This window comes from Occallatibacter sp., from assembly GCF_035317045.1.
In the GTDB taxonomy this organism is placed as follows: domain Bacteria; phylum Acidobacteriota; class Terriglobia; order Terriglobales; family Acidobacteriaceae; genus Telmatobacter.
In genome coordinates, this window is record NZ_DATHHT010000033.1 from 246,509 (window position 1) to 258,156 (window position 11,648).

Here is an 11,648-nt window from a genome sequence, read left to right on the forward strand (position 1 = left end):
CTCTTTGCACCCGCAGCACTTCGTGATGCCTCTCTCGCCCTGGGTGATCCGAGACCAGGGCAGCAAGCCGATCGAAAGCCTCAGACATCGATCGCCCCGAGTGACCAAAATCACACGATTCATTCCCTCCGTGGTCCGATAATTTTCAGGATGACGCGGCAGGCCTTTCCGCGTACCGTTGTAGGCGTCCAACCCCATCCATTGCTGCGGAGGCAAATTGCTTGCTTTTAGGCATTCTCAAGGAAACCGTTCCCGGCGAGACCCGTGTCGCTCTTCTTCCCGAGAGCCTGAAATCGCTGCTGGCGCAGGGCATCACGGTCGTCGTTGAATCCGGCGCTGGCAAAGCGGCTGGAGCGAGCGATGCCGCCTATGAAGCCGTGGGCGCCAACCTCACCGGCGACCGCCCCTCCATCCTCGGCGAGGCCGATCTGATTCCGGTCGTCAACGCACCCGGTGCGTCTGCCCAGGCCCTGCTCAAATCCGGCGCTGTCGTCCTCGGATTTTTGCGCCCGCTGGAGGCGCCCTCCGCGTTGGCAACGGCCATCGCGCTGCACGTGACCCTGTTCAGCATGGAGCTGGTGCCGCGCATCAGCCGCGCCCAGTCGATGGACGCGCTCTCCTCAATGGCCACCGTTGCCGGCTACAAAGCAGTCATCAATGCCGCAGGAATTCTGCCGCGGCTCTTCCCCATGCTGATGACCGCTGCCGGAACCATCCCGCCCGCCAAGGTATTCGTGATCGGCGCCGGCGTAGCAGGCCTGCAGGCTATCGCCACCGCCCGCCGTCTGGGCGCCGTCGTTGAAGCGTACGACGTGCGCGCCGCCGCCGGCGAACAAGTCCGCTCACTCGGCGCCAAATTTCTCGACGTCGATCTCGGCGGCATCAACACCGAGGGCGGCGGAGGCTATGCCGCCGAACTCAGCGAAGAAGCTCTCGACCGGGGCCGCGACCTGATCGTACGCACCGCTGCGCATTCCGACGTCATCGTCACCACCGCACAGGTGCCCGGCCGTCCCGCGCCGCGACTCATTCGCCGCGAGGCAGTCCAGGCCATGCGACCGGGCTCGGTGCTTGTTGACCTGGCCGCTCCCGCAGGAGGCAACTGCGAACTGACGATTCCGGGCCTGACGCAGACCGTCGGCGGAGTCACCCTGATGGCTCCCCTGAACATTGCAGCGGAGTGCCCCGCCGACGCCAGCGCCCTCTACGCGCGCAACGTCATCAACTTTCTTTCGCTGATCGTGAAAAAGGGCGAACTCGGCATCGACCTGGGCGACGAAGTCCTGGCCGGCGCCTGCGTCGCCCACAAAGGTAGCCCGGTAAATCCGCGCGTAGCCAAGCTTCTTGAAGCAACAAGTAATGTCGGTTAATTGAAATTCTGGGTGCCCTGGTCTCGCTGTTGAGACCAGGGTCAAACTCCGCCAACCTGCTGGGTGCCCCTGATCTCGCTGTTGAGACCAGGGTTACAAACCCCGCTAACGGGTGCGCAGCACCGCTAACACCCCTAACCCCGCTGTCTCTCGGAACGACCATGACTCCCGCTGTTCTCATCGCTTCGATTTACGTCTTCGCCCTGGCAGCCTTCCTCGGCTACCAGGTCATTAGCCGCGTTCCTCCGCTGCTGCATACGCCGCTGATGTCGGCCACCAACGCCATCTCCGGCATCTCGCTGATCGGATCAATCGTGCTGGCCGGCGCCGCGCACTATCCACTGTTTGCGCACATCCTCGGCTTTGTCGCGGTCACTACCGCCACCATCAACGTGGTCGGCGGATTCGGCATCACGGACCGCATGCTCAAGATGTTCAACAAGCGCAAAGAAGTGAAGCCGGCGGAAAAGGTGGTGGCCAAATGACCCTGTCCACCTACTTCATGGAAGCCACGTATCTCATCGCTTCCATCCTGTTCGTCCTCGCGCTCAAAGGCATGTCGCACCCCGAGACCGCGCGCCGCGGTATGTTCCTTGCGGAAGGCGGCATGCTCGCCGCGATCCTTGGCACGCTCATCGGCGCGCACATCGTCACCTGGGTCTGGATCATCGCCGGTCTCTCCATCGGTTCCATCATCGGCGCGTGGATGGCCATCTGGGTTCCGATGACCGCCATGCCGCAGCGAACCGCGCTCTCTCACGCCTTCGGAGCGCTGGCCGCGGCCCTTGTCGGCGTTGGTGAATTTCTCGTCCACGCCGGCGATATGCACCCAGTCACCCGCACCGCCCTTGGATTTGAAGTAATGCTCGGCGCATTGACGACGACCGGCTCGCTCATCGCTGCCGGCAAGCTGCAAGGCGTCATCCATGGCAAGCCGATCCAATTCAAAGGCCAGAACGTTGTCAACGCCCTCATCTTCCTCGTGATGACGACGTGTTTTTTCATCTTCATCGCCCATCCTGAAAAGTCTGCCATCTTCTACATCATGCTTGGCCTGGCATTCGTCTTCGGCGTCATGCTCGTCATTCCCATCGGTTCGGCCGACATGCCGGTAGTCATGTCGCTCCTGAATTCCTACGCAGGCCTCGCCGCCGCCGCCACCGGGTTCGTACTCGGCAACAACGTGCTCATCATTGCCGGAACACTCGATGGATTTTCCGGGTTCATTCTTTCGGTCCTGATGTGCAAGGCCATGAACCGCTCCATCACCAACGTCCTCTTCGGCGGATTCGGCGCCGTCATCGCTGAAGCCACAACCGACGCCGGCGGAGTGATGCGCGAAATCAGCCTCGATGATGCCGCCATGCAACTGGCCTTCGCCAGCCGCGTGATCTTTGTCCCCGGCTACGGACTCGCCACCGCGCAGGCCCAGCACGCCGTGCGCGAACTAGCCGAGCTCCTCGAAGCCCGCGGCGTCTCTGTGAAGTACGCTATCCATCCGGTCGCAGGCCGCATGCCCGGCCACATGAATGTCCTGCTGGCCGAAGCCAACGTGCCCTATTCCTCTCTGTATGAAATGGAACAGATCAATCCCGAATTTCCAACCACCGACGTAGCCGTCGTGATCGGCGCCAACGACGTAGTCAATCCTGATGCGCGCGACAACCCTAAGTCGCTCATCGCCGGCATGCCCATCCTCGAGGTCGATCGCGCTAAAAGTGTGATCGTGCTCAAACGAGGCCAGGGCCGCGGATTCTCAGGACTCGAGAATCCCCTCTTCTTCAAGTCCTGCACCTCCATGCTCTACGGCGACGCCAAATCCACCCTCGCCCACCTCGCCCAGGCCGTTCAGCACGTCTGAGGCTGAAAAAACGGACTACGGAAATATTGCCGGAAAAGGCAGGTGGCCCCAGTCCCGAAGATCGTTTTCAACCACGCCGAGGGTGCCCCCGGTCCCTCAACTGGATAGCGCCTCGACATCGTCTGAGGCTAAAAAAACGGATTACGGAAATATTGACGAAGAAGTTTCCGGATCGTACACGATAATCCAGAATCTCACTTTCGCTTCCCAGCGCCTTTTGAAGGGTTGGGAGCCGGAGCGCTTGATCCATTGACAGCAACGATTAACCATGTGACACTTGCATAGTCTAACTATGTCACGTGTCATGGGGTGATCATTTGCACCGAGACGAGATTCCTCCAGGAACACTTTATCTGCTGATCTTGAAAACTTTGGCGCGCTCCGGCGAGCTGCATGGATATGAGATCGCCAATTCTATTCAGCGGATATCGGATGACATTCTCCAAGTCGAAGAAGGCTCGTTGTACCCCGCTTTGCAGCGGATGCTCATCAAGGGATGGGTGACTGCGAAGTGGGGCACGACTGCTGGCAACCGCCGTGCTCGTTACTACCAGCTGACTGCAGCTGGCCGCAAACAATTGGCCGTCGAAATGTCCCAGTTCGAACGCGTCATTGGCGCGATCACGCGCGTGATTGAAGCGGTCTGAAAGGAGTTCTGTCATGAACTGGCTGCGCGAAGTCGCAAGGCGACTCCGGATGCTCGCGCATCGGCGCAAATTCGACGCGGACCTCGAAGAAGAGATGCAACTGCATTTGGACTTGCGACAGCAGGAACATCTCGAGTCGGGCATGACCACGGACTCTGCGCGGGCCGCCGCCCGGCGTCGGTTTGGCAACGTAACTGCGCTCAGGGAGAAGAGTCACATGGCGTGGGGCTGGCAATGGTTCGAGATCCTCGTGCAGGACGTGCGCTACGGCCTGCGCATGCTGCGCAAGAATCCCGGCTTCTCCTCCGTCGCCGTCCTTACTCTCGCCCTGGGCATCGGCGCAAACACCGCGATCTTCAGTGTCATTAATGGAGTGCTGCTAAGTCCGCTTCCCTATAGGAATCCGCAGCAACTCGTCGTCATGAGGGAACACGATTCGCCCCCGGACGTGGCGGATATCCAGAGATGGGCGCACGCGTTTTCAGAAGGCGGCGGAATCAACGTCCAGAAGATGGACTACACCGGCGGATCCGAGCCCGTGCAAGTCCGCACCGGACTCGTCGACGCGGGGTTTCTCGAAACGCTGGGCGTGCAGCCGATGCTGGGCCGGATCATTTCGCCTGTTGAAGATATGAAAGGCGCTCCGCGCCTCGCCGTGGCCAGCTATTCTTTCTGGCAAAACTTCCTTGGCAGCGATCCACACGCGCTCGGCAAGACGATTCCGCTGGGTGGAAACACCTATACCGTGATCGGTGTCATGCCCGCGAGTTTTGCTCCGCCCGTGGAGCATGCCGAAGTTTTCGTTTCGATCTGGGCAGCCGACCCGGGAGCGGCTGCTGAACGCGATTTGCACTTCATGCATACCTACTGGCGATTACAGATGGGTGTCACGCTCGCGCAGGCACAGGCGGAGATGGCCGCAATCGACCGCCGGCTCGCGGAGCAGTATCCCGCCGAAGAAAAAGAACGAAAGACGCACGTGGTTCCGCTGCATGAATGGCTGGTAGGAGATGTGCGGTCGGCGCTGCTGGTGCTCTTCGGGGCCGTAGGTCTGGTGCTCCTGATTGCGTGCGCGAATTTCGCGAGCTTGCTGATGGCGCGGGAGGTCGCGCGGCGCCAGGAATCCGTGATCCGGGCGGCGCTGGGCGCGGGACGCGTTCGCCTCATCCGGAAAGCGCTGACAGAGAGCGCACTGTTGTCGGTCCTCGGCGGCGCTGCCGGGTTGCTGCTGGCGCAATGGGGCACGCGTATGCTGCTGGCGCTGAGGCCGGAAAAGCTGGCGCGGCTGAGCGGGATTCACACGGATATGCGCGTTTTGCTGTTCGTCCTGGTGGTCTCGGTGCTGACCGGTGTGGTGTTCGGAATTGCGCCGGCGTGGGTCGCGGCTCGCGGAGACGTAGCCGAGGCCCTGAATGAGAGCGGACGAAGCACGACTGCGAGCGCGATGGGGCATCGCATACGAAACATTCTGGTGACCTCTGAACTGGCGCTCGCTCTGGTGCTGCTGGTGGGGGCCGGTTTGCTGATCAAGGGGTTTTCGCGGTTGCACTCGACGAATCCCGGGTTTAATCCCGCGAACGTGATGACGATGTATATCCAACTGCCCGCGATACGGTATCGCGAGATCCCCAGACAGACGCAGTTCCGCCGCGAGTTGCTCGCTCGCTTGAACTCCCTGTCGGGCCTCCAGGCAGCGATGGTGACCGATATTCCGCTCGGCGATAACTATGTGGGCCATGGCTTTGTCATCGATGGGCACCCTCCAGTGGCTGTCGGCGGTGAGCCTGATGTGCAAACCCTCTCGGTGATGGGCGACTACTTCCGCGTGATGCAGATTCCTCTGCGCGCGGGCCGCGACTTCACCCCGCTGGACCGCGAAGGCCAACCTCTGGTGGCCGTCGTAAACGAGGAAGTGGTCAGGGAATTTTTTCCGCACGAGAACCCCATCGGAGCGCGCATTCACTGGGCGCGCGAAACCGCACCTCCTCAATGGATGACCGTCATCGGCGTGGTCGGAGACGTGAAACATTTGGGATTGGATCGCCCCGTGGATCCCGCTGTGTATACCCCTTTTCCGCAGTCTAACGAGATCTGGAGAAGCTTTATGACGCTCGCCATTCGAACGCCAGATCTATCCTCCGGGCTGGTCGAAGAAGTGAAGAAGCAGGTTTGGAGCTTGGACAGCCGGATTCCGGTGAGCGATGTGCACACCATGGACGAGCTCATGGCTGTGTCGGTTGCGCAGCAACGTTTCAACATGTTGCTTCTCGGGCTGTTCGCCGCGCTGGCGCTGATTCTCGCAGCCGTGGGAATTTACGGGATGATGGCTTATCGCGTCGGCCAGCGCATGCACGAGATCGGCATCCACATCGCTCTTGGAGCTCAGCGCCGCGACGTGTTGAGGCTTGTGTTGGGTGACGTAGCGAAGCTCGCATGCTTTGGCATCGGGATCGGGATTGCCGGTGCAATTGCCCTCACGCGGTTGATGACGAGCCTCCTCTTTGAAGTCAAGCCGACGGATCCGGAAACCTTTGCAGTCGTATCGATCGTGCTAGCCATCGTTGCGCTGGCTGCTTCCTACGTGCCGACACGCCGCGCCATGCGCGTAGATCCGATGGTCGCACTGCGCTACAAATAGTTCACCCCGCTCTATCGGCATTGCGCTGTACTCATGTGACCAGCTTCTCACCTCGCTGAAAATGTTGAAGTCCGCTCGGAGGAACTGGGAAACTCCAGTTTGTGCCCGGTGACCGCCCAACGGAAGTGTCGTTAACATCCCCCGCACGCCTTCGGCCCGGAAGATGTGCTCGATCCTCTGGACTCCTCATCCGTGCTTTACAAAAAATTCGGCGGCAGAAGGATTGCCCTCTGCCGCCACCGGTATTGACTAAAACCGCATTTGCTCTCTGCTTACACTTCTGAAGACGGAAAATCTCAGCTACTGGTTTACACTCGGCGCCAAAGAATTTTCTGCGGGGCCTCCGTCGTCCAGCATGCCCTGGGGTCCGGGAGGGGGTGGGGGCGCACCTTTATCGCTCCCGCCTCCGGGCCGACGACCGTCATTTCCCCAATCGCGGCGCATGCCCTGGCGGTTCTGGCGGAATTCCTGTACCTGCTTCCACTGCTCCGGCGTCAGCTTGGCGCGAAGCTCGAACAGGAACCGCGCATTCGCCTTTTCCAGCTCGGCTCGCGCTTGTGCGACCTTATCGATCTGCGCCAGCACCGCCGACTCATTCGGCTGATCCGCCTTCACCAGCGGCTCCATCTCAATCTCTGCCTTCTCCACGTTCCCGCGGAGATCCACGAGCTTTTCGCGATGCTGCTGGAAGATCACGTCCATCGCCTTGCGCTGATCGTCGGTGAGTTTCAGCTTTTCCGCGACCTTGGGATTGTTCCACCACTGTCCCCGATCGCCCCGCATCGCCCTTTCCATCGGAGGCCGATGCTCCCCGAATCCCGGACCGCGCGATCCCGGCCCGCCCGGCCCCTGTGCAAACGCTGCGCCGGCAACAAAGGTAGCCGCAATCGCAATTCCCAACCGTACTGCCAAGTGAACTTTCATGTCTTTCTCCTTCGCTGAATTTCCTCGAAACATCAATTCTTTCAATTGCCTTGGGTATCGTCCTCAGTCATCAACGATGCCATCGGCTCCAGCGCGCTCGGAACCTCTCGCGCTATGTCGCTATCCACTTTTGCCATCAGATCTTCTTCGTCCGTTTTTGCAAGCTTGGCGGCGTCCATTGCGCGCTGCTGCTGCTCGGCAATCCGCGCCGATTCAACCTTTGCGGCTTCCTGCTGCTGGTGATTCTGGTACAGCCCGCCTGAAACCGTGCCGGCAAACACGACGCACCCCAGTGCCCACTTGGTTATAGCGCTCCAGTTGGTCTTCGCAGGAGCCTTTGCTTCGCGCGGACGGCTCATCATCGCATCGCTCCACGCATCCACACTTGCCTTGAAATTGCCCAGCGCCTCGCGCAGCTCCGGCTCCAGCGTTTCCAGTCTTTCCATCTCTCCGGCCGGCTTCACGTGTTCATCGTCACGATTCATAACAATTCCCCATCCCAATTCCCTAGTCCCAAGTCCCTAGTCCCTAGTCCTTGTCTTTCCCAAATTCCCTGCGCACTTTCGCCAGCGCACGGGAGAGATGCGCCTTTACCGTTCCTTCACCCATGCCGGTCATTGCCGCAATCTCTTTCAACTCCATCTCATCTACAAAACGGAGCAGAAATACGGTTCGCTGCCGCTCGCTCAAATTCTCCACCGAGAGCCACACCTGTGCCACCCGCTCGCGCGCCAGCATGCGCTGCTCCACGGTCCGCTCGCCGCTGGGCAACCAGTCACTCGCCTCGTCCAGATCCACGGCATTGGTCCGCGTATGCCGCCAGAACTGCATGCGCCGGTTACGCCAGTGGTCCTTCTGCAGGTTGATCGCAATGCGCATCAACCAGGTGAGCGCGCTCGATTCGCCGCGAAAATTCGACCAGTTGCGGTGCGCCTTCAGAAAGCAGTCCTGCGTCAGCGTCTCGGCCAGATCCACATCCCGCGTCGATGCCAGCAGAAATCGAAAAATCTGCGGTCGGTGGCTGCTGACGACACTGTCAAACTCCTGCGCGGCAATCTCTTGCGCCGTAACCTTGATCATCGGTTCCAATGCTGTGCAGGCTGCCATCACTTGGGTAGACGCCCATGTGAGACCCAGGTTTACAGCCGCCCTGCCATTTGTGGATTTTGGTGCCAGCTTCTCTCTCTTTCTGACGAGTCGCCACACCGGAAAGCCGCTGAACCGCCTTCCCCCGCCGCATTCCAGTCCAGAGCGACCAACAGGCAGATGCCGACTGCCCCAATCCCGACCCGGCTTCTGGAAGAAATCACCCGGATGGAGATCGCGAGTCGGCCACACTGTCACCTGAGACCAACAAACGCTTCCATGTTCTTGTGAATCTTCACGACGATACCGCTGTCGCACTTAAAGGGAGCGTGAGTGTACAGGATTTCACCATCCTTGTTGCCATCGTCGTTATCCTCCGCTGCCTGGCGGATCTGTCTCCCCAAATCCAGAGGGTTTCCTGAAGGCCTTTGCCCCAGGGGGTTGCCCGCCGGCATGTCCGTCGGCAAATGCAGTTGGTATCGGAGGCCGTTCTCGGTCGCGGCTTGGTCGGTAATGCGTCCATCGAATTTCGGACAGCGGGACCGAAGGTACTGATCCATGGCACCTATGTAAGTCAACACCTGGCTTCGGTAGTGCTGCACGAAGGTGAAATCCCCGGTATAAAGTGCCCGCATGATGCGCGGTTCTTCAAAGTCGAGACGATCCGTCCATGTGGCGTCCGGAGGATTCTCCAGCTCCGCATCCGTCGGTGTTCCGACATTCCGATCAACGTACGCGCGAACATCCGCCAGCTCCTTTTGAGCGCCGGCCAAGGTCAAGGGGGCTCGCAGATTTGCAGACTTGCGTTGGAAGTTCCGGACCACCGGTCTCGGCGTGAAGACCAGGCCATTCTGTTCCAGCACCGAGTCCATCACGTCGTCCACCCGGGCTCGCGGCGCTTTCGGATTCTTTGCAGCAAGCTCCATATCCTTGATGCGTGTTTGCGCTATTTTCAGCTCAAACTGTCCCATTCCCGAAATCGATTCGCCGGGTTGCTTGTTCATGAAGAACTGGTGCGCACGCGCCACCTGGTCGCCTTTGGCGGCAGCATAAACGGCCTGCATGAGCTCGTTCACATAGGCAATCTCATCGTCCTCCGCCAGTCGGTCGAAAAACCAGATTTCCATGGGCACATCCCCGGAGTTCAGTTCGGCGGGTGGTGCTGGAGCGGGACGCGGGCGTCCGTTTTTGGCAGGGGCAGATTGCGCTGGCGCAGCCGGGATGAAAAGTGAAATCTGCAAAACAGCGATGAAGAACAGTGCGGTCGCCCGTGCAGATCTCATGAAGTCTCCTTTTTATGGATATCGAAATCGACGCCAGGGAATGTGGATCCCTCAGTGGCCCACTTGGACCCAGAAACCTGCATAATGGCGGGCACCTGAGCTTAAAATCGCTGGCCGGAACCGGGGTGGGAAATCGTTGGCCCCATCATAGACCTTCTCCGCAACTCAACGGCATCAATTCCAGAACAAAGATCGTCACCGCCCGAAGCTCGTCGTCGAAGAATCCCAGTGGAAGCAAATGGCAGAAGCCGTAGCGCGGGTGATGTGGCCCGCCGCGGAGGAGAGCTGAGATGAGATGGTGGCAGATCCGCAAACGCAGCGCAGACCTGGAACGTGAGCTGCGCTCCGACCTGGAGCTGGAGGAGCGGTGTCGGCGAGCGCTTTCGCATCGGCAAGTTTCTGGTCGTTCATAGGCGCGGGACTGCTCGCGCCCAGCCTGACCAATCTGAATCACTTCTACCTCGGCTTCAATCGGGACAATGTGCTGCTGATTTCAGTCAACCCCACAGTCATCGGTTACAAAGACGTGTTCCTCTCTACGAACAAATGCAGGAACGAATTCGAGCGGTCCCCCGGCGTTCGGACCGTGTCTTACTGACGCCGATTGCTCTCGAAAGTCGGCTTGTCAGCGGTGCCCTCCCGGCTGGTACGATGCCAGCCATGAACAAACTTGCGCCATTCCTCTGGTTCAAAGACGACGCCGAAGAAGCCGCCCTGTTTTACCTCAGTGTCTTCCCCCACGCACGCAAGCTTGAGGAACTGCGTTCCAAAGGTGTCGGTCCCTGGCCCGTGGGCACCATTGCCACGATCACGATCGAGCTTGAAGGGCAGGAGATGGTCTTTCTCAACGGCGGCCCCGCGCATCAATTCAACCCTGCCTTCTCGTTCTTCGTCCGCTGCGACTCGCAGGAAGAGATCGACAGCTACTGGGACAAGTTGATCGAAGGCGGCAAGCCCATGGCCTGTGGCTGGCTGACCGATCGGTTCGGCCTGTGCTGGCAAATTGTGCCACGCAATATCGGTGAGTTGATCAGTCACCCCAAAGCCATGCAAGCCATGATGGGAATGATCAAGATGGATTTGCCCGCTCTGGAAGCCGCCGCCCGAGAAAACGGATAGCGCTGCAAGATTTCGCTTTTATCGTTTGTTGCTCTGGCGCAGAGCACAGATTCCAGCAGGCACTGTCATTCCGACCGGAGCAAAGCGGAGTGTAGGAACCTGCAGTTGTTCTTTGGCGAGTGGCCCCAGTCCCGAAGATCGTTTTCAACCACGCCGAGGGTGCCCCCGGTCCCTCGCTCTTGGGGACCGGGGAGATAGGCTCACCTACTATCGGCCGGGGCCCCATGTCCCGATTTTGGGTCATGGGATACCCATCACTCCCCCGAACTGCTCACCGAGGGGTTCACCCAATCTCGTCAAGCCCTCAATCTCAAATCTCCCGCCAACCCGCTGAAAACACGCCAAAAACTTCTCCCGTTTGCAGGTTATTTCGCGCATCCCGCTAAGATGAATCTATCCGGAAAAATTTCAGGCACTTCACCGCGCCACTCCTTGAGGTGATGCGGAGTTCCGGATCGAATCTCTCTTAAGCGCCCTAAAGCGACCAAAACACGCCAAAATATGCCATAAAAAGCCGCACGAAACGTACCAAACGCTGATTCCAATACACCTACGTCGCCTGCGCCGTCTGTGGGCGAGGTGTCGTTAGCAAGTAGAAATGTCCGCTTTTTGTAGCAAATGAAATGTCCGGTTTCATAAGTTAGTAGCCGTCGAGGCGGTGGGAAAGTGCGAATCCCGCGTATTGTGCGGGATTTGCAAGTTGAGAGGGAAAGGAACTTT

The 11,648-nt window shown here is 59.5% G+C and carries 11 protein-coding genes; 7 read left to right on the forward strand and 4 right to left on the reverse strand.

Translation table 11 applies throughout. The features are described 5' to 3' along the window. The first annotated feature begins 221 nt into the window (after positions 1–221). The 5 genes from VK574_RS16685 to VK574_RS16705 all read left to right on the forward strand — a co-directional run bounded on the left by VK574_RS16685 (position 222) and on the right by VK574_RS16705 (position 6,516). Entirely contained in the window at positions 222–1,370 is a 1,149-nt protein-coding gene (locus tag VK574_RS16685) for a Re/Si-specific NAD(P)(+) transhydrogenase subunit alpha (protein ID WP_472800995.1), read from the forward strand. 161 nt (positions 1,371–1,531) lie between these two features. Next, complete coding sequence (locus tag VK574_RS16690; protein WP_472800996.1) at positions 1,532–1,855, forward strand: NAD(P) transhydrogenase subunit alpha part 2; 324 nt, start codon at positions 1,532–1,534, stop codon at positions 1,853–1,855. Next, positions 1,852–3,231, forward strand: a complete 1,380-nt coding sequence (locus tag VK574_RS16695; RefSeq protein WP_472800997.1) for an NAD(P)(+) transhydrogenase (Re/Si-specific) subunit beta — start codon at positions 1,852–1,854, stop codon at positions 3,229–3,231. The genes VK574_RS16690 and VK574_RS16695 overlap by 4 nt, the downstream gene beginning before the upstream one ends. 317 nt (positions 3,232–3,548) lie before the next feature. After that, positions 3,549–3,878 (forward strand): PadR family transcriptional regulator, encoded by a 330-nt coding sequence (locus tag VK574_RS16700; RefSeq protein WP_472800998.1) that lies wholly within the window; start codon positions 3,549–3,551, stop codon positions 3,876–3,878. Between the two features lie 13 nt (positions 3,879–3,891). Further along, positions 3,892–6,516, forward strand: coding sequence for an ADOP family duplicated permease (locus VK574_RS16705; protein WP_472800999.1), 2,625 nt, complete (start codon positions 3,892–3,894; stop codon positions 6,514–6,516). A 300-nt stretch (positions 6,517–6,816) separates the two neighbouring features. Here the strand turns inward: VK574_RS16705 and VK574_RS16710 are convergent, their stop codons facing one another. The 4 genes from VK574_RS16710 to VK574_RS16725 form a co-directional block, all read right to left on the reverse strand. Further along, a complete protein-coding gene (locus VK574_RS16710; RefSeq protein ID WP_472801000.1) occupies positions 6,817–7,440 on the reverse strand; it encodes a Spy/CpxP family protein refolding chaperone in 624 nt (207 codons plus the stop codon). A 41-nt stretch (positions 7,441–7,481) separates the two neighbouring features. After that, positions 7,482–7,925: a hypothetical protein gene (locus VK574_RS16715; protein ID WP_472801001.1), complete on the reverse strand. Its 444-nt coding sequence runs from the start codon at positions 7,923–7,925 to the stop codon at positions 7,482–7,484. Between the two features lie 43 nt (positions 7,926–7,968). Next, positions 7,969–8,520, reverse strand: coding sequence for an RNA polymerase sigma factor (locus VK574_RS16720; protein ID WP_472801002.1), 552 nt, complete (start codon positions 8,518–8,520; stop codon positions 7,969–7,971). Between the two features lie 260 nt (positions 8,521–8,780). After that, on the reverse strand, positions 8,781–9,809 hold the full coding sequence (locus VK574_RS16725; protein WP_472801003.1) for a hypothetical protein: 1,029 nt from the start codon (positions 9,807–9,809) through the stop codon (positions 8,781–8,783). 367 nt (positions 9,810–10,176) lie between these two features. On the opposite strand from VK574_RS16725, the gene VK574_RS16730 reads away from it, so the two are divergent. Continuing rightward, the gene (locus VK574_RS16730) at positions 10,177–10,407 is read left to right on the forward strand and encodes a hypothetical protein (protein ID WP_472801004.1); all 231 of its coding nucleotides are present in this window, start codon (positions 10,177–10,179) and stop codon (positions 10,405–10,407) included. A 62-nt stretch (positions 10,408–10,469) separates the two neighbouring features. Then, on the forward strand, positions 10,470–10,928 hold the full coding sequence (locus VK574_RS16735) for a VOC family protein (protein ID WP_472801005.1): 459 nt from the start codon (positions 10,470–10,472) through the stop codon (positions 10,926–10,928). Positions 10,929–11,648: the final 720 nt, after the last annotated feature.

Coding starts and splice junctions, on each gene's coding strand:
- VK574_RS16690 (WP_472800996.1), top strand. CDS start 1,532: ATGACTCCCGCTGTTCTCATCGCTTCGATTTACGTCTTCGCCCTGGCA.
- VK574_RS16695 (WP_472800997.1), top strand. CDS start 1,852: ATGACCCTGTCCACCTACTTCATGGAAGCCACGTATCTCATCGCTTCC.
- VK574_RS16705 (WP_472800999.1), top strand. CDS start 3,892: ATGAACTGGCTGCGCGAAGTCGCAAGGCGACTCCGGATGCTCGCGCAT.
- VK574_RS16710 (WP_472801000.1), bottom strand. CDS start 7,440: ATGAAAGTTCACTTGGCAGTACGGTTGGGAATTGCGATTGCGGCTACC.
- VK574_RS16715 (WP_472801001.1), bottom strand. CDS start 7,925: ATGAATCGTGACGATGAACACGTGAAGCCGGCCGGAGAGATGGAAAGA.
- VK574_RS16720 (WP_472801002.1), bottom strand. CDS start 8,520: ATGATCAAGGTTACGGCGCAAGAGATTGCCGCGCAGGAGTTTGACAGT.
- VK574_RS16725 (WP_472801003.1), bottom strand. CDS start 9,809: ATGAGATCTGCACGGGCGACCGCACTGTTCTTCATCGCTGTTTTGCAG.
- VK574_RS16735 (WP_472801005.1), top strand. CDS start 10,470: ATGAACAAACTTGCGCCATTCCTCTGGTTCAAAGACGACGCCGAAGAA.